Here is an 18,345-nt window from a genome sequence, read left to right on the forward strand (position 1 = left end):
TTCGATTCTCTCCACCTTGGACACTCCTTTGCACTAGGTCTATGCCTAGGCCTTTGCTTCTACCAAGGTGTCCGGTTTAAATGGGGGCTACTACACTTTGTTTAGTGTTGGGTTTATCACCTTTGAGTCCCACTTTGTGAATACTGAAAATCTGCCTTGTCTCTCCGATTACAACTGGTTCCTGAACACCCTTCCTGAAGCTGCCCTCGTGGTTGGCGATAGCGGTGAAATTCTTATTGCGAACGAAATGGCCAGGCGGGTTTTCAAGTCCAGCGGAGATGGCTTCCATGCAAAACATGTTGGGGAGCTTATTCCAGTGGAGAAGCGCGATGGCCATGATAATAAGATGGCCCGCTTCCACGCCTCTCCAGAGAAAGAGACACGGATTGCAAATTCTGCACTGGAAGCTGTGCGAGGCGATGGGACGCACTTCGCGATTGTTATTATTTTAAGGCAGATTACCTTGGCGTCCGGAAGTTACACCCTGGCGATTTGTCAGGATGTGTCCGAACAGCGATACCTCGTAACTGGGTTACGGAATGAACTAGATCAAGAACGCATGCTGGCCCGGACAGATCCCCTTACATCAATTGCTAACATACGCAGTTTTCGAGCAGAGCTTGAACGCTCGATCGAGCGTCTTTCCCGCTATGGCCGACATTTCACGCTAATCAGTATTGATTTAGATAACTTCAAGCCGATCAACGATGACTACGGGCACGCAGAGGGCGATAAAGTGCTCAAAGACGTGGGGGATGCCCTCAAGTCTGGCCTTCGTAGCGGCGACTTCCCAGCACGCATTGGTGGCGACGAATTTGCGGTGTTGCTCCCTGATACGGGATTCGACGCGGCTAAGCAGTTCATGCCGCGACTGGTTCAAACCTTAGAAAACAAGATGGATCAAAGTAAATGGCCGGTGACATTTTCACTTGGCATGGTCACTTTTAATGAGGCACCCGGTAGAGTCGATAAAGCTCTGATGCTGGCAGACGAAACCATGTACCTTGCGAAACGTTCGGGCAAAAACAGAGCTGCAATGCGTACCTTTCAGTGATTCCGGCGTTCACTTCTGGTGCCCAAGTCTGCGAGTTGGCCATTTGATCAAGTTGAATGGCTGACGCTTTATTCGGTTTGGAGGTTCTCGGTGTCATGGGGCTCTGGGATGGTCGATTCCAGAGAGACGTCAATAAGCCCATGCTGAAGTTTTTTCAAAAGGTGAAGCAGGCTGACACCGTCATCAAAGCTCATCTCCTGCATAGCCTGTCTGTAAAACTCGGCAATCGTGTCTTGCAGCCGGTTCCAGAACGTTCGACCGGATTCGGTAAGTACTACCAGTCTTGCTCTGCGGTCTTGGGGATCCTGTATCCGGACGACATGCCCATCCCTTTCCATTCGCTTAAGGACGCCATCAAGGTTTTGGCGACTGACGTACAGATACTCTTTGAGTTGATTGAATGAGGTGCCGTTTTCGAATCCTTCCCGGGACAATGCACCCAAGACCGCCCATTGAACGGCGCTGATGCCCATTTCATTCTGGACCTGGCGCTGCAGAATGTTTCCGGTCTGGAACAGGCGGAAAAAAAGCCGGTTGGGAATGCCTCCGGATTCGTTGACGATCATTTCGTATCCCGTTGGTAAAGAATGGTTCGCAAGCCCGTTAAGTTTATTTATCAACGATATCTTCACATAGATCCGGGGTGGTCTTCCGCATTTTCTTGCTTCAGTCCGGATGATAAGGGCGCTGTGAACCCGGAGTTCCCTGAGATCTCGCAGGGAACTCCGCGATCGCAGTTTTCACTCAGTTATTGATGAGCTTGCATTTGCTCTCCGAAAGCGGACGGAAGGCTTCGTTGCCCGGAATCGTTCGAACAATCTTGTAAAGATCCCATTCGCCGGTGGACTCTTCCGGTGTTTTTACCTCGGCCAGGTACATGTCATGAACCATCCGGCCGTCCTCACGGATACGACCGTTTTTGACGAACATATCGTTGATCGGAGTCTCTATCAGATGCTTTCGGACAGTTTGGGCGTCATCCGAGCCAGTAGCTTCCACCGCCCTCAGATATTGCATTGTGCTGGAGTAGATCCCCGCGTGAACCATTGTTGGACGGGTACCGGTTTCTTCCATGAAACGATCAGACCATTCACGGGTTTCATCGTTCATGTCCCAGTACCAACCGGTAGTCAGCTGCAGTCCCTGGGCCGCTTCGGTACCCAGGGCGTGAATGTCACTGATAAATACGACAAGACCAGCAATGATTTGACCCGACTGCGTGACGCCAAATTCCGCAGCGGTGGTGATTGCATTGGTTGTGTCCGCACCGGCGTTCGCCAGAGCAATGACGTCGGCTCCTGAAGCCTGGGCCTGGAGGATGAACGAGGAAAAGTCCGGCGTTGGGAATGGATGACGGATGCTTCCGAGAATCTCACCGCCATTGGCTTCTACAACCCGGGTAACGTCCGCCTCCATGGCATGACCGAAGGCATAGTCTGCGGTCAGTATGTACCAGGATTTGCCGCCTTCCTGAACGATCGCGGTCGGAGTACCGATGGACAGTGCGTAGGTGTCGTAGACGTACTGTATGTGATTGGGTGTACAGTGCTCGTTGGTGATGCTGGATGCAGCAGAGCCTGAGATCAGTCCCAATTTGTTGTTTTCTTCAAGTATCTTGGTAGTGGCGATGGTTACTGAAGAGGCCACCATGCCGCCAACCATGTCGACACCGTCGTTCTCAACCCAGCGACGCACTGTGCTGGATGCAACATCAGGGCTATTCCGATCGTCGGCACTGACCACCTCGATCTTGGCATTGTTTACTGTCCCGCCGAAGTCGGCAACAGCCATTTCCATGGCTTTAAAACCGTTCGGACCGGCAAGGTCACGGTAAGTGCCGGACATGTCAGCAAGGTACCCCAGCTTAACTGTGTCTCCAGAGATTGCTGCTTGGGTGGTACCTGCAATTAGAGCTGAGGCAACGACTGAGGGCAGAAGCTTTTTTGTATTTTTCATTGTTCTAACTCCGCTACGATACTTTTTGGTTTGGGTTCTCGTTACTGCTGTAAGGGTGACCAATTTGCTTACTTCGGCAGATATTCCCGTGCAACAATGTTTTTCATGATCTGAGCTGTGCCATCGCCTATCTGCAGGCCAAGAACGTCTCTCAGACGCTGTGCAAACGGCAGGTCCTCGCCCCAGCCGGTGTGGCCGTGAGCCAACAGGCACTGTTTCACAACGTCGAATGCCAGTTTCGGTCCCCACCACTTATTCATGGCTGCTTCGGCGTTATGGGGCAGGTCGTTATCTTTGAGCCACAGTGCGTGATAGCACTGCATACGGGCGGCGTGAACGTAGGTCTGGTATTCGGCCAGCGGATGGGTCAGGCCCTGGAAGGCAGACAGGTTCTGGCCGAAAGCGGTACGTTCGGTCAGCCACTGCCAGGTTTCATCCAGCGACTGCTGGGCCACAGCCAGGCATTGCAGGCCGATCAGGGCGCGGCTGTAATCGAAGCCCTGCATGACCTGTTTGAAGCCTTTGCCTTCGTCGCCCATCATGTGGCTGGCGGGCACCTCCACGTTGTCGAAGAAGATCGAACCGCGGCCGATGGCACGCTGACCGTTGTCCTCGAATCGGGTGGTGGTGATGCCCGGTGTGTTCATGGGTACCAGGAACGCGCTGATCCCGGAGGCGCGCTGTTCCACCGTGCCGGTGCGGGCGAATACCACTGCGACATCCGCCTGGTCGGCCATGGAGATGGAGGTTTTCTCGCCGTTGAGTACGTAGACGTCGCCCTTTTTCTCGGCTTTCAGGCGCAGGTTGGCGGCGTCGGAACCGCCGTGGGGTTCGGTCAGGGCGATGCAGGCCACCTTCTGTCCGGAGGTCATGCCGTGCAGCCACTCTTTTGCGAGGTCCGGTGAGGCGTGGCTGGCAATGATCTGGCCGTTAAGGGAGGTCAGCAGGGGAATGTAGCCAACGTTGAAATCCCCTTTGGAAATTTCCTCGATGATCAGGCCGCTGGTGACACAATCCATGCCGCTGCCGCCGAACTCTTCCGGCAGCTCGCCACCGAGCAGACCCATCTCGCCGAGCTGGCGGATAACAGCCTTTTCGATGACCCCTTCCTGGTCCCGTTTGCGATAGCCCGGAGCCAGCACCTCGGCGCTGAAGCGGGCCACAACCTCGCGAATCGCGTTCTGTTCTTCATTGAATCCGAAATTCATGGTGTTCTCCGGGCGTTGTCTGTGACCCGGCGGTGCGTCGCCACCGGGTCGATCGGCTTACTTGTAGAATTTCCGGAAGTCCGGCTTGCGCTTTTCCTTGAAGGCGTTGACGCCTTCCTTGGACTCGTCGGTGTCGTAGTAGAGGCTCAGGGCCTGCATGCCCAGGGCGCCAATACCGGCAATATTGTCGCTGTCGGCGTTGAAGGAGCGCTTGGCGATGGTCAGGGCCGTAGGGCTCTTCTCCAGGATTTCCTCACACCACTTCTGTACCTCTTCGTCCAGCTGCTCGGGCGGGACCACAGCATTGACCAGGCCCCATTCCAACGCCTGCTGCGCGCTGTACTTGCGGCACAGGTACCAGATTTCCCGGGCCCGTTTCTCGCCCACAACCCGCGCCAGATAGGCGGTGCCGAAACCTGGATCGACCGAGCCGACCTTGGGGCCGACCTGCCCGAAGATGGCGGTTTCCGAGGCGATGCTCAGGTCACAGATTACGTGTAGGACGTGGCCGCCGCCGATGGCAAAGCCGTTGACCCGGGCAATCACCGGTTTGGGCACTTCGCGGATGGTGCGCTGCAGTTCTTCCACCGGCAGGCCGATCAGACCGCGGCCGTCGTACTGACCCTCGTGGGCGCCCTGGTCACCGCCGGTACAGAACGCTTTGTCGCCGGCGCCGGTGAATACGATGACGCCGATGTCCTTGTTCCAGCCGGCGCGGTTGAAGGCGTCCAGCAGCTCCATGCAGGTCTGGCCCCGGAAGGCGTTGTAACGGTCCGGCCGGTTGATGGTGATGGTGGCGACGCCGTTGTTTTCGTCGTACAGAATGTCTTCGTAATTCATGGTGCGTTCTCCTAAATCATGTAGCTGGTCGCTTAGCCGGCCATGGTCAGGCCGCCGGACACACTGATGACCTGGCCGGTTATGAAGTTGGCATCGTCACTGGCGAGCAGGGCGATGACGCCGGGGTAGTCTTCCGGTTGCGCGAGGCGTTTCATGGGGACCGCGTTGCGGAAGGCCTCCAGCAGCTTTTCCGGGTTCGGGGCGGTATCTGCCACGCCTTTGAGCAGGGCGGTGTCGGTGGGACCGGGGCAGACCACGTTCAGGCAAACGTTTTTGGTGGCCAGTTCCCGGGCCACGGTCTTGCTGAAGCCCACCAGCCCGGCCTTGCAGGCGGCGTAGACAGACTCGCCGGAGGAGCCAACCCGGGCGGCGTCGGAGGCGACATTAACGACTTTGCCGCCGCCGGCTGCGACCATTCTCGGCAGCACCACGTGGTGCATGTTGAGCGCGCCCGTGAGGTTCACTGCAATCAACTGGTCCCAGAGCGTTGGCTCGGTTTTCAGGAATGGCAGAAATCGGTCGAACCCGGCGTTGTTCACCAGCACGGTGGGGGTGCCCAGGTCGGTTTCGATGGCCGCTACGGTCTCGGTGATGGCGGCGTAGTCGGTGATGTCCGCCGCGTAGGCACGGGCAGTGCCTCCGGCTTCGGCAATCAGATCAGCCGTGGCCTGTGCGGTTTTCGCGTCCCGGTCCAGTACGGCCACCAGGCTGCCTTCCTCCGCAAAGCGCAGGCATACGGCACGTCCAATGCCGCCCCCGCCGCCGGTCACGATGACTGTTTTTCCCTTGAGGCCTCTCATAATGACTTGCTCCTGTTGTTGTCGGATCACTGGGATTAACTGCGTGCGTTCGGTTACAGGCGAACCTTTTTGGCCTGCTCGCGCAGTTTGAATTTCTGGATCTTGCCGGAGGCCGTGCGAGGCATGGCCGCGATCACTTCCAGGTATTCGGGCAGGTAGTTCCGGGACAGTTGTTGTTCGGTCAGGTAGGTCTTTACCTGATCCAGAGTTATGTCGCTGGCGTGCTCGTCCAGGGTGACGTAGGCGCAGAGGCGCTCGCCCAGCCGTTCGTCCGGGCAGCCCACCAGGGCGACATCGACAATGCCGGGGAACTTGTAGAGGAGGTTTTCCACCTCCACCACGGGAATGTTCTCGCCACCGCGGATTACTACGTCCTTGGTCCGGCCGGTGATGCGGATATAGCCATCCTTGTCCATGCGGGCGAGGTCTCCCGTGTTGAACCAACCGGATTCGTCCACGCCATAGAGTTCGGGGCGTTTGAGGTAGCCGACAAACAGGCTGGAGCCCCGAACCAGCAGGCTGCCTTCCTCGCCGGCAGGCAGGTCATTGCCCTCAAAGTCGGTGATTTTCACGTCCATAAAGGGCATGGCCTTTCCATCGGATTGGCTGGCCCGTTCAGGCGGGTCTTCGGGGCAGGTCATGGTGACAGCGCCGTTTTCGGTCATGCCCCAGGCCGAGACGATCTTCGCCTTCAGTACCTTGCCGGCCTGTTCCACGACAGCGCTGGGGATGGGCGCTCCGGCGGACACGAAGATTCTCAGGGAATCCAGTTCACCTTCATGATTTGGCGCGGTCTTCACGAGGTCTGCCAGGAATGGGGTAGCTGCCATGGTGAAGGCCGGTTTCTCGGCGGCGTTTACCTTGCAGACGTATTCTGCGTCCCAGATGTCCTGGAGAATGGCGGTGGTGCCCAGATAGATGGGCATCATGATGCCGTACATGAAACCGGTCTGGTGTGCCAGGGGCGAGGCCATCAGCACCTTGTCGTCGGAGTTCAGGTGCAGGCGATCGGCATAGGGGCGCACGTTGGAGAACAGCGTGTTGGAGGTGTGCATGACCCCCTTGGGCTCCCCGGTGGTGCCGGAGGTATAAAGGATGTAGATGGCGTCGTCGGCGTTGAGCTGACGTTCGGAAAACAGAGCTGTGACGTCCTGCCTTTCTTCCCAGGGCGTCTCTGTCAGGCGTTCTTCAAAACTGCGCTCGCCAACGCCTCCGATCACCAGCAGGGTTTCGAGGTCTGGCAACTCGCCGCGAATGCCGTCAATCATGGCTTCGTAGTCAAAGCCACGGAATGCCTTTGGAATCACCAATAGTTTGGCCTCGCCATGCCTGAGCATGAAACGCAGTTCCCGCTCCCGGAAAATGGGCATCAGCGGATTCAGAATGGCGCCGATTCGCATGCAGGCCAGGTGCAGGGCCGTGGTCTGCCACCAGTTGGGTAGCTGGCAGGCCACCACTTCGCCTTTTCCGATGCCCATGGCTGCAAGCCCTGCCGCTATGCGGGTGACCCGGTCGTTGAGTTCCCGATAGGTGAGGGACGTGCGGGTGTCGCTGGTGACCTGATAGCCGACGATCGCTTCCCTGTCCGGGGTGCTGGCGACCGCCTGGTCGAAGTAGTCGGTAATGATCTTGTCGTTCCACGCGCCGCTGTTGATCATCGCGGCACGGCGTTCCGGATTGAGCGAGATGCCTGTATCCATCGTGTTCACCTGTTGTGTCCGGTTTGTTGTTGTTAGAAGGCCTCCGACCTCAATTGCAGGGTCCTGCCTTGTCCGGTTCAACATACGCGCGCTTGGAATAATATGTCAACATATTGCTTTAAGGATCGAGAGTCGTGTCACCAGGATGGGTGGGTGAAATATTCAGTTTTGTTAATCTAAATCGAAGAAAATACAGAAGATCATTTTGTGGGGTTAGGTGGGATTTTAAAGCAATATATTGATTGAAATGTGCGAGGTTGTGGCTCCGGAGGATGCGAGCAATTGGGTTGACTCAGTGTGGTGGTCCGGAGGTGCTTTATTTGGCAGAAGTCGGATTGGGAGATCCAATAGTCCCTGTCCAAAAGGACTGGGCTTTCCCGATGAGAGTCCTGCCTTACGTGCTGCCGTTAGCCCCCGGTTCTTCGAGTCCATCAGCCACTGGATACTCAGGTGTTGAAGTCTCTGATGAGCGGCGGCATCCAGGCAGTGGTTACCAAACCATCTAAACCATGGTTAATTGTTCCGCCCTGTCGCCATAGCTAGTGTGAAGTTGTTCTGAAACAACAACAACACAGAGGTGACTTCATGAACAAACGTATCTGTATCGTCGGTGCCGGGGCGGCTGGCCTGCATCTGGGACTCTATCTGCAGCAGCACAACGTCGATGTAACCTTGTATTCCGATCGGCGTCCTGAGGACTATCGCACAGCCCGTCTTCTGAACACGGTTGCGCACCACTCCGTTACGATCGCCCGGGAGGCGGATCTGAACGTGAATAAGTGGCCAGTCAACGAGAACGGCTATTACGGCCACTATTATTATGTCGGCACACCAACCCCCCTCCGTTTTTACGGGGATCTGGCAACGCCGAGTCGAGCAGTTGATTACCGTCTGTACTTGCCGGAGCTCATGACTTCGTTTGCCGAGCGCGGTGGACTTATCGTGCATGAGCAGATCAGCGCCGATGACCTCGAAACGCTTTCCGAGCAATACGATTTGCTGGTGGTCTGCACCGGCAAAGGCGGGTTTGGATCGCTGTTTGAAGCCCGGGAATCCGCTACGCCTTTCAAGACGCCTCAACGGGCTCTCTGTGTGGGGCTGTTTAAGGGGATCAAAGAGGCCCCCATCCGCTCAGTGACCATGTCCTTCTCGCCGGGCGCCGGTGAAATGATTGAGATCCCGACGCTGTCTTTTGATGGTATGTGCACAGCATTGGTGTTGGAAAACCATTTCGGTGGCGACCTCGAGATTCTGTCCAAGACCAAATACGACAATGACCCTCGGGCGTTCCTGGATCTGTTGCTTGAAAAACTTTACAAGCATCACCCCTCTGTTGCCGAAAGGATCGATCCGGAGAAGTTCGATCTGGCGCATGACGCGAACGACATCCTTCAGGGCGCTGTTCCCCCCATTTTTCGGGAGGGTTCTGCCCAATTGAGCAATGGGAAAACGGTGATCGGATTAGGGGATGTCATGGCGACCGTGGATCCGTTGCTGGGGCAGGGCGCCAACATGGCGTCTCACGCTGCTCGGGTGCTAGGCGAAGAAATTGTAGCGACCAACGTCTTCGACGAACGCTTTGTCGAGCATCTGGAATCCCGACGGGAAGACCGTGTTCTGTGTGCGACACGCTGGACCAACTACATGCTCAAGAACCTCAAGGAGCTACCTCCAGAGTTCCAGCAATTCATCGGCACCCTGAGCCAGAGTCGGGAGATGGCGGATGAATTCACCAACAACTTTAACTATCCCGAAAAGCAATGGGATTACTTCTCAAGCCCGGACCGCCTCGCCGAGTGGTGCAAGAGATTTGCTGGTCCGCAGGCCGCCTGAGAAGGAATGTTGCGGTCACTCAGAGTGAGTGGCCGTTTGCTCAGAACAAAAAGAGGAAAACATCATGTCAGCACTTAAATGCTCTGCCATCGAGGAACTTGATGGCCAATCTTTTCGTCAGGCTGTCTCGCTGTTCGCCACCGGCATTGGGGTAATCAGTTCCGAGGATAGTCATGGCGACATTCACGGGGCGACAGTCAACAGCTTTACGTCCATAAGCCTTGAACCACCGACCATTATGGTGTCGCTCAAGCCGGGAAAAATGCACGGCATGCTCACTGAGCGCGGAAGTTTTGGTGTCAGCATTCTGGGTGAGAACCACAAAGACTATTCGGCCTATTACAGTCGGCGCGATCTGAACGGCATGCCTGCCCCCGAATTTACCAAGCGCCAGGCTCTCAAAACCCTGACCGACGCCATCGCCTGGTTTGAGTGTGAGGTTGTGAAAACGGTCGACGTCAATGACCACACGCTGTTCATAGCCAGAGTGACTGCCTGTGGCAAGTCCGATACTGACAGCCAGGCACCGCTTCTGTTCTTTGCGAGCAAGTACCACCACAACCCAGCCCCCATCGCCTGAGGGCAGGCTTCTATAACAACAAATACAACATTGATTCTGGAGGTTTTATGTTGGGTGCATTTGAAAAGAAAATGGCCGGACACGGTGTTCTTATGATTTTTTCAACCCTGGTGTTCGGGGTTGCGCTCTGGATGAATCTGGTCGGGGGATTCGAGATTATTCCGGGCTACATCGTGGAATTTGACGTGCCGGGTACCCCCGAAGGATGGGCCAAGGCCCACATAGGGCCGGCCCTGAACGGCATGATGGTCATAGCCGTCGCGTTCATTCTCCCCCACCTTGATTTCGAGGCTAAAAAGGCCCGGATTCTTGGATGGATCATCGTCGCGGACGGTTGGTCCAACGTGGGTTTCTACTTCTTCTCCAATCTCTCCGAAAACCGTGGTTTGACGTTTGGTCCGAATGTATACGGGGAAGGCAATATTTTCAGCGTGTTAGCGCTTGCACCTGCCTATCTGTTTGGCGTTCTGGCGTTGTGGGCCCTGTTCGTCATTGGTCTGAAGGCGCTCCGAACGAGCACCCAGCGTTCAGCATAACTGCGCAGTCGCAACGGCTTTGTTTACGACAACAACAAAAGAGACTTGTCATGCGAAAACATACGAAATTAGCTATTGGTTTGCTCGGCGTTCCGCTTATGGCCGCCTCTGGATTCGCCTGGTCGACGGAGGGGTTGAGGCTTGAAGGCTATGGTGCCGTTTCGAGGGCTATGGGCGGAACGGCCCTGGCTCAGGACGTAGGCGTGGCGGGCATGATGGTTAATCCGGCAACCTTGTCAATGGCACCCGAGGGCCGCCGTTTCAGTCTTGGTGCGGATGTGATCACAGCGGACATCGTTAATGAGGACCTCACGACCGGTGAACAGGTGCGGTCGTCGGACCGGGGGCAGAACCGGGGGCCCTACGTTGCGCCACAGATTGGTTACACGGTAAACCGGGGCGACTGGGCATTTGGGGTTGGTGCCTTTGCGCTGGGTGGTTTGGGGACCGAATACGGCAGCGACAGTTTTCTGTCAGATGGGACCAGTGGCACGGCTACGGGTTTGGAAAACAGCAGCCGGCTGTTGGTTGTCGATATACCGTTTGCTCTGAGCTTTCGGGTGAATGAGAGTCTTTCGATCGGTGCCACTGTAGATGCGGTATGGAGCGGCATGAATCTGAATCTGCTGCTGGGGGCAAATCAGGTGGGTAGCCTGATTGCCGACGGCCGTGTCAGTGGAAGCCTGCTGGGCACCCTGGCTACTTTGCCTGCCCTGGATGGCGCTCATCTGAGCTTTACCCGGGAGCACCCATTGAGCAGTGGCGCAGATGCATGGGGTGTCAGCGGCCGCTTAGGCCTGAGCTGGCGGGCATCAGATAATACGCGTGTGGGTGCAGCCTATAACTTTGGAACCCGCCTGAATGATTTGCAGGGCGATGCGGTTCTTACCGCGGTGGATCTGGTGGCCGGGCAGATTCCCATCAAGGGACACGTCGAAATCACTGATTTTCAGATGCCCGCCTCTCTTGGGTTCGGGGTAACCCATGAGCTTCGGGACCACTGGCGTGTGTCTCTCGATGTGTCGAGAGTGTTCTGGCGTGATGTACTGAAGGATATCCATGTCGGTTTTACCAGTGACGGAGGTGATGATCTGAATCTGGTCGTCCCCCAGAATTACAAGGATCAAACCATTGTTGCCGTTGGGTCTGCGTATTCGATTGGCGACTGGGTTTTACGAGCCGGCTACCGTCATGGAACCGAGGTGGTGCCTGATCGTGACCTGTTTGTGACCCTGCCCGTGACCCCTACCCGGATCCTCTCAACCGGTTTCTCATATCGATTGTCCACTCGAAGTCAGATTGATTTTGCGTATTCCCATAATCTCGAAATCGACAGGTCAAACCCGCAAAACACCAACACTGGAAATCCGGTGAGAACGACGGAGTCTCAGGACAACTTCGTCCTGAACTACGCGCTGAACTTCTGAGGTGAGCCGGATGAAAAAACTACTGGTGTTGTATCCACGTCCCGTCGACGAAGACGGCTTTCTGACCTATTACCGAGAGGTCCATCTTCCGAAAGCACTGGAGTTGCCGGGCTTGCTGTCAGCCTCCTACAGCGTGACGAATGATGAGGGTGCACCGTTCTTCGTGTACTTCGAAGCCGCTTTCCGGAATGGTCCGGCACTGGAACGTGCCATGTCCTCGGATGTGGGGATTTTTCTGGCGGGTGATATCGGCAACTTTTCCCCCAAAGGTGCGGTGACCGTGGTCTCGGATACCGACATTCTGAAACCTCTGGTGGTCACACCGGAGCGATTGAGTGCAGGAGATGACAATGAACTATGAAGCAGCTCTAACCATTGGTGGTATGAAGCATAGCGGAGAGGCGCCCTCGCTGGATGTCGTGGATCCTGCCAGTGGGCAGGTGTTCGCACAGTGTCCGGGCACTTCAGTCGCCCAACTGGATCAGGCCGTGGCGTCCGCGAAGACGGCCTTTGGCCACTGGCAACATACTCCCGAGAGCGATGTGCGCGCCATGCTGCATGAGATTGCCGGTCGCATTGAGGCCAACGCCTCAGAACTGGCGCACATGGTGGTTCAGGAACAGGGTAAGCCACTGGCACTTGCCGAGATGGAAGTAGGTGCCGCTGTTGCCTGGACTCGATACACCGCTGATCTGGATATTCCAGTCAAGGTCATCGAGGACAGCGAAACCCGGCTTGCCGAACTGCACCGCAAGCCGCTTGGCGTTGTGGGCTCCATTACACCCTGGAACTGGCCGCTCATGATTGCGGTCTGGCATATCATGCCAGCGCTTCGCACCCGTAATACGGTGGTTATAAAACCAGCGCCATTAACGCCATTCAGTACCCTGCGAATGGTCGAGCTGATCAACGAGGTGGTGCCGCCCGGTGTCGTGAACAGTGTGACGGGCGACGTTGAAATCGGCGAGGCAATGAGCACCCACCCGGGTATCAGCAAGATGGTGTTTACCGGTTCAACTCCGACCGGCAAGGCGATTATGCGTGGGGCCTCGGATACGCTGAAAAGACTGACTCTGGAACTCGGGGGTAACGATGCGGGCATCGTGCTGGATGATGCCGATCTCGATGAGATTGCCGGTGCCATTTTCCAGACATCGTTTCTCAACATGGGGCAGACCTGTGCCGCGCTGAAGCGATTGTACGTTCATGACTCCCTGTACGAAGACCTGGTTCAGCGTCTTGCCACCATGGCGAGAGAACAAGGCGTTGGCAGTGGGTTTGATGCGGCAAACAGCTTTGGCCCTGTCCAGAACCTGAAACAGCTGCGATACATTGAAGAGCTTGTCAGCGATGCGAGAGAGAACGGAGCCCGTATCGTCTGTGGGGGTGAACGAATGCCGGGCGAGGGCTTCTTTTATCCGCCAACCATTGTGGCGGATATATCCGATGGAACCCGGTTGGTGGACGAGGAGCAGTTTGGTCCTGTGTTGCCGGTGATTCGTTACACCGACATTGAGGAAGTGATGGTCCGAGCCAATGACAATCCCAACGGCCTTGGTGGTTCCATCTGGGGCCGTGATCTGGAGCGGGCCAGGGCTCTGGCAATGAAGCTGGAGACTGGAACGGCCTGGATCAACAACCACGCCGAAGTGCTTCCCCATTGCCCGTTTGGAGGTTGCAAGATGTCGGGTATAGGCGTTGAGTTCGGTGAGGAGGGTTTGCTCGAGTACACCACCGCTCAGCTTGTCAGTATGAATCGCGGAGGGGGTTAGTCAGCCCGTTAGCGGTTTCCCGAAAGGTTTGTTGTTGTGCCCTTGGGGGCTGGGACGGGCAACCGCCTCAGCCCCGGTTTTCAGGGGAAGCGCTTGGGGCTACTATGCCAGAGAGCTTGTCTGGGGGCGCTGGACTGGCTCGCGGAATGTGTTGCGCCAGCCTTACAACAACAAAAACCGGTTCCGGGCATGTATGAATTCATAAAGCGTATTTTCCGTAACAAGCCAACCTTCAGGATTGGTAGCGTTGATCTGGATGGTCAGGATGACTATCAGACCCAAAAAGAGAAGTTTGCCCGGATTATTCTGGATCAGATGTACCACTTTGCCGGGCTCCTGGACGGGGAGGGAAACATCCTTGAGATCAACGTCCCTGCGCTGCGAGGAGCTGGTCTTTCCATGGAAGACGTGGTTGGTACGCCGTTCTGGGAGGCTCGCTGGTTTGCGCTGTCTGAGGAAAGCAGGGCCTCCCAGCGGGAGATGGTTCTGCGGGCCGCGCAGGGTGAGTTCATCCGTCGAGATATCGAAGTCTATGGTGAGGCCAGCGGTGAGCGAACCATCATTACGGATTATTCTCTCACACCCTTGAGGGATGAGGCCGGCGAGGTGCGGTTCATTCTCGCGGAAGGCCGGAATATCACCGAGAAGAAAAAAGTAGAAGTTGAGGTGGCAAGGAAGAAAAACGAACTTGAGGAGCTCCTTAAAAAAAACCGGGAACTGGACGAACAAAGAAATCGCTTCTTTGCCAACATCAGTCACGAACTCAAAACCCCGCTGTCGCTGATTATTGGCCCGGTTGATGACATTTTCTCTCAAAGCAGTGGTTTATCCGAACGGCAGAAGACGGACCTGTCAGCCATCAGGCGAAATGCCATTACCATGCTCAATCTCGTGAATGACCTTCTCGATCTTGCGAAAGTCGATGCGGGAAAGGTTCAGCTCTTTTATGAAGTGATTCCCATGGTCGGGTTCATGAAAGAGGTTGCTAGCCATTTCGATGCGATTGCCCTGCAAAATAATATTGCGTTTGCTCTGATGGTTCCGGACGGTCTGGAGATCGAAGCGGATCGGGAGCGCCTGAGCCAAACCGTGTTCAATCTGATCTATAACGCGTTCAGTGTGACCCCCCGAGGCGGGCGTATCAGTTGCTCTGTCGAGGAGCACGAGAATGACCGGATACTGATCAGCGTCACGGACACGGGGCCTGGCATCGACTCAGACCAGAGGGCAAAGATTTTCGAACGCTTCGAACAGGGAGCGGGCCTGCTTCAGAGTACGCGCCAGGGAACAGGGTTGGGGCTGGCGATCGTCAAGGAGTTCGTTGATCTTCATAGGGGTACAGTAACGGTTACCAACTCTCCGGTGGGTGGCGCCCTGTTCAGTGTGGAGTTACCGGCCAAGGCACCCTGTGGTACTGGCGTCCGTGAAAGTGTCAGAAACAGCAACCGCGATACGGGGAGTCTCCTCGTTCAAGATGGGCATCAGGGAGATGAGCCATCAGCCTCTGAAGCAACCGGAAAGCCGAGGGTGCTGGTGGTCGACGACAACCGTGAAATGAGGGAGCTGATTGATCGTGTACTCAGTGATGAATATCAGGTCCGCACGGTCGATGGCGCAAAAAAAGCGCTGGCGATTCTGGAATCGACTCAGCCCGATCTGATCATTACCGACCTCATGATGCCGGAGTTCAGCGGTGATGAGATGATCCGATCCATTCGCAATCGAGTGGATTCTGCTCAGATTCCTATTCTGGTGCTCTCGGCCCATTCGGGGGGAGCGGTCAAAAACGAACTGCTCTCGAAATACGTCCAGGATTATGTCACCAAGCCGTTTTTTGTGCCGGAGTTACTGTCGAGGGTTCGGAATATTGTGACTATGCGGGATGCGCGACGGGCTCTTCAGCAGGAGCTGGAATCCCGGGACACGAATCTGATGCAGCTTACCCGGGAGTTGATTGAGGGTCGCCGGCAACTTCAGCGCAGTTTCGACGCACTGCGAAAATCCGAAGGGCGTTGGCGGGCGATTCATGAGAATTCCGCTGTTGGTATTGCTGTCGTCGATACCCACTGGATGTTCGTGAACGTGAACCCGGCTTTTTGTCAGATGTTGGGTTACTCTGCTGAGGAACTTATGGGGCGCTCGGTGATTGATTTCACCCATGAGGCTGATCGGTCGATCACCGGGAATCGTCTGAACCAGCTTCTATCAGGGGACATTGAAAACTACCACTATCAGAAGCGATTTATCAGCAAACAGGGTTATGAGGTCTGGACCAGCTCCAGCGTTTCTGTGATACCCCAAACTGAAGATTCGCCACCCCTATTAATGGGCGTCGTTGAGGACATCAGTGAGCGCAAACAGGCCGAGCTTGAGTTGGAAGAAGCCCGTTTGGAGTTGGCGCGGGTAATGAGAGTCACGTCCATGGGTGAACTGGTGGCGTCGATCACTCATGAAATCAATCAGCCGCTTTCCGCAATCGTTGCCAATAGTCAGGCTGGGCTCCAGTGGCTGTCCCATTCACCCCCAAATGTCGACGAGGCTTCGAGAGCAATCAAAAACATCCAGCGCGACGGTGAGCGTGCGGCTGATGTGGCCATTCGGATTCGTGGGTTTATGAAGCGCGATGCGGGGGAGCTCCAGCCGATTGATTGGACTGATTTGATCTCGGACGTTCTGGATTTCGTCAATGAGACCGCCCGTAAGATTGGTATTCGGATTCATACCGTAATCGAGTCGGATCTGCCTGTAACCACGAGCGATAAAGTACAGCTGCAGCAGATCCTTCTGAATCTGGTCCTGAATGCGATTGATGCCATGAAGAGCATGGCCAGCAACGATAAACGGTTACGTTTGCATGTTCGGTATTGCCCTCAGATCGCCAAGATCCGTGTTCTGGTCAGCGACAGTGGGCCGGGCGTTTCGCTGAAGGCCCGTGGCCGTGCCTTCGAACCCTTCTTCACCACCAAGTCAGAGGGCCTGGGGATGGGACTGGCCATATGCAGGACAATTGCCAGTCGTCTGGGAGGCGATGTTGCGCTCCTGGATGAGGAGCCAGGGCAGGCAGGTGCTACGTTTGAATTGACGGTGCCATTAGAAGGTAACAGCCATGGGTAAGACGCAAACTGTCTACGTCGTTGATGATGACCTTTCGATGCGGGAGGCCATCAGTAGCCTGCTCCGTTCTCACGGATTCAACGTTGTGCCCTGTGAATCTGCGAAAGCGTTTCTGGACAGTTTGGTACTTGAGAGACCCTGCTGTTTGGTGCTGGACGTCAGCATGCCCGAAATGACGGGTGTTGAATTACAGGAACACCTGATTGGGATCGATGAGTTGGTACCGATCGTTTTCGTGACCGCTCATGGCGATATCCCTATGTCAGTGAAGGCGATCAAGGCAGGAGCCATAGAGTTTCTACAAAAACCGGTGAACCAGGATCACTTGTTGGAGGCCGTCCATCAGGGTTTGCGGCAGGACGCGAGAAAACACGAAGAGCTCAGCCAGTTAGCCAGCTTGAAAGAACGGGTAAACCTGCTGACTAGGAGGGAAAAGGAGATCCTCAAAGAGGCAGTAAAAGGCAGGCTCAACAAGCAAATTGCGGCTGATTTGGGTGTGGCCGAAGTGACGATAAAGGTTCACCGGCACAATATGATGCAGAAACTCGACGTACGATCACTTGCTGAGCTTGTTCGTATCGCCGAGCGTTATCCTGATTTGTTTTAACCGGGAACCGTGTTTCTGGCAACCTTTTTGAGAATGCTCAGGACTGCAACGTGGAGCACCCCAGATACCGGCCATGAAACCGCAGATGCTGGTCGATAAAACTCGCGATAAAGAAGTAGCTGTGGTCGTAGCCCTCTCGAAAGTTCAGCTCCAGCGGGTAATTGCTGATGCTGGCCGAGGCCTCAAGCGCCTCTGGCTGAAGCTGTTCAGTCAGGAAATTATCCGCATCGCCTTGATCGACCAGGGCTGGTACGAACTGTGTTGCATCCCGCATCAGCAGGCTGGCGTCGTATTCGGCCCAACGCGCGGTGTCCTTGCCCAGGTAGGCGGTGAAGGCCTTTTTGCCCCAGGGGCAATTTACCGGGTTGCTGATCGGGCTGAAGGCCGATACGGACTGGAATCGTTCTGGGTTGCGCAGAGCTAGAACCAGAGCGCCGTGACCACCCATTGAATGGCCGGAAATCGAGCGTTGATCCGTTACCGGGAACACCGATTCGATCAGTGCGGGCAGCTCATTCAGCACGTAGTCATACATGCGGTAGTGGGGATGCCATGGGCTTTCCGTGGCATTCACGTAGAAGCCTGCGCCCTGGCCAAGATCGTAGCTTTCATCGTCGGCAACGTCATCGCCGCGGGGGCTGGTGTCCGGTGCCACGATGGCCATGCCCAATTCCGCGGCCACACGGTGGGCGCCGGCTTTCTGCATGAAGTTTTCATCGGTACAGGTCAGGCCGGACAGCCAATAGAGCACCGGTACTTTTTCCCCGTTGGCTACTCCTGGCGGAAGGTAGATCGCAAATCGCATTCTGCAACCCAGGGTTTCAGAACGGTGACTGTACTGCTTGTGCCAGCCACCGAAACTCTTGTTGCTGCTCAGGTTTTCGATTGTCATCGGGACCTCCATCGGTCGGCCACCTG

16 protein-coding genes are annotated in these 18,345 nt (G+C 55.8%); 9 read left to right on the plus strand and 7 right to left on the minus strand.

Going from position 1 to position 18,345, the window contains the following annotated elements; genetic code table 11:
* Positions 1-136: 136 nt before the first annotated feature.
* Positions 137-1,054 (plus strand): sensor domain-containing diguanylate cyclase, encoded by a 918-nt coding sequence (locus EDB94_RS14185; protein ID WP_181259043.1) that lies wholly within the window; start codon positions 137-139, stop codon positions 1,052-1,054.
* A 68-nt stretch (positions 1,055-1,122) separates the two neighbouring features.
* On the opposite strand, the gene EDB94_RS14190 is transcribed toward EDB94_RS14185, so the two are convergent.
* The 6 genes from EDB94_RS14190 to EDB94_RS14215 form a co-directional block, all read right to left on the minus strand.
* Positions 1,123-1,620 carry a MarR family winged helix-turn-helix transcriptional regulator gene (locus tag EDB94_RS14190; RefSeq protein WP_104272141.1) on the minus strand — a complete coding sequence of 166 codons (498 nt, stop codon included), beginning with the start codon at positions 1,618-1,620 and terminating at the stop codon, positions 1,123-1,125.
* Between the two features lie 178 nt (positions 1,621-1,798).
* A complete protein-coding gene (locus EDB94_RS14195; protein ID WP_108018587.1) occupies positions 1,799-3,010 on the minus strand; it encodes an ABC transporter substrate-binding protein in 1,212 nt (403 codons plus the stop codon).
* Positions 3,011-3,078: 68 nt separating this feature from the next.
* Positions 3,079-4,218 (minus strand): cyclohexanecarboxyl-CoA dehydrogenase, encoded by a 1,140-nt coding sequence (gene aliB / locus EDB94_RS14200; RefSeq protein WP_104272131.1) that lies wholly within the window; start codon positions 4,216-4,218, stop codon positions 3,079-3,081.
* Positions 4,219-4,275: 57 nt separating this feature from the next.
* Positions 4,276-5,058, minus strand: a complete 783-nt coding sequence (locus tag EDB94_RS14205) for an enoyl-CoA hydratase-related protein (RefSeq protein WP_104272127.1) — start codon at positions 5,056-5,058, stop codon at positions 4,276-4,278.
* A 32-nt stretch (positions 5,059-5,090) separates the two neighbouring features.
* Positions 5,091-5,858: an SDR family NAD(P)-dependent oxidoreductase gene (locus EDB94_RS14210; protein WP_104272124.1), complete on the minus strand. Its 768-nt coding sequence runs from the start codon at positions 5,856-5,858 to the stop codon at positions 5,091-5,093.
* Positions 5,859-5,911: 53 nt separating this feature from the next.
* Positions 5,912-7,558: an AMP-binding protein gene (locus tag EDB94_RS14215; RefSeq protein WP_104272119.1), complete on the minus strand. Its 1,647-nt coding sequence runs from the start codon at positions 7,556-7,558 to the stop codon at positions 5,912-5,914.
* Positions 7,559-8,143: 585 nt separating this feature from the next.
* On the opposite strand from EDB94_RS14215, the gene styA reads away from it, so the two are divergent.
* The 8 genes from styA (at position 8,144) to EDB94_RS14255 (ending at position 17,427) form a co-directional block, all read left to right on the plus strand.
* Complete coding sequence (gene styA, locus EDB94_RS14220; RefSeq protein WP_104272114.1) at positions 8,144-9,391, plus strand: styrene monooxygenase subunit StyA; 1,248 nt, start codon at positions 8,144-8,146, stop codon at positions 9,389-9,391.
* A 64-nt stretch (positions 9,392-9,455) separates the two neighbouring features.
* Entirely contained in the window at positions 9,456-9,971 is a 516-nt protein-coding gene (gene styB, locus EDB94_RS14225; RefSeq protein ID WP_104272111.1) for a styrene monooxygenase NADH-dependent flavin reductase subunit StyB, read from the plus strand.
* A 47-nt stretch (positions 9,972-10,018) separates the two neighbouring features.
* Complete coding sequence (styC, locus tag EDB94_RS14230) at positions 10,019-10,507, plus strand: styrene-oxide isomerase StyC (RefSeq protein ID WP_104272109.1); 489 nt, start codon at positions 10,019-10,021, stop codon at positions 10,505-10,507.
* A 50-nt stretch (positions 10,508-10,557) separates the two neighbouring features.
* Positions 10,558-11,934, plus strand: coding sequence for an OmpP1/FadL family transporter (locus EDB94_RS14235; protein WP_104272107.1), 1,377 nt, complete (start codon positions 10,558-10,560; stop codon positions 11,932-11,934).
* A gap of 10 nt (positions 11,935-11,944) precedes the next feature.
* Positions 11,945-12,295 carry an EthD family reductase gene (locus tag EDB94_RS14240; protein ID WP_104272104.1) on the plus strand — a complete coding sequence of 117 codons (351 nt, stop codon included), beginning with the start codon at positions 11,945-11,947 and terminating at the stop codon, positions 12,293-12,295.
* Positions 12,285-13,706 (plus strand): aldehyde dehydrogenase family protein, encoded by a 1,422-nt coding sequence (locus EDB94_RS14245; RefSeq protein WP_104272101.1) that lies wholly within the window; start codon positions 12,285-12,287, stop codon positions 13,704-13,706. The genes EDB94_RS14240 and EDB94_RS14245 overlap by 11 nt, the downstream gene beginning before the upstream one ends.
* Positions 13,707-13,895: 189 nt before the next feature.
* Positions 13,896-16,820: an ATP-binding protein gene (locus EDB94_RS14250; protein WP_104272099.1), complete on the plus strand. Its 2,925-nt coding sequence runs from the start codon at positions 13,896-13,898 to the stop codon at positions 16,818-16,820.
* On the plus strand, positions 16,813-17,427 hold the full coding sequence (locus EDB94_RS14255; protein ID WP_104272097.1) for a response regulator transcription factor: 615 nt from the start codon (positions 16,813-16,815) through the stop codon (positions 17,425-17,427). The genes EDB94_RS14250 and EDB94_RS14255 overlap by 8 nt, the downstream gene beginning before the upstream one ends.
* 37 nt (positions 17,428-17,464) lie before the next feature.
* Here the strand turns inward: EDB94_RS14255 and fghA are convergent, their stop codons facing one another.
* Complete coding sequence (fghA, locus tag EDB94_RS14260) at positions 17,465-18,319, minus strand: S-formylglutathione hydrolase (protein WP_104272095.1); 855 nt, start codon at positions 18,317-18,319, stop codon at positions 17,465-17,467.
* Between the last annotated feature and the right edge of the window lie 26 nt (positions 18,320-18,345).

Source organism: Marinobacter sp. 3-2, from assembly GCF_003751355.1.
GTDB classification, from domain to species: Bacteria; Pseudomonadota; Gammaproteobacteria; order Pseudomonadales; family Oleiphilaceae; genus Marinobacter; species Marinobacter adhaerens.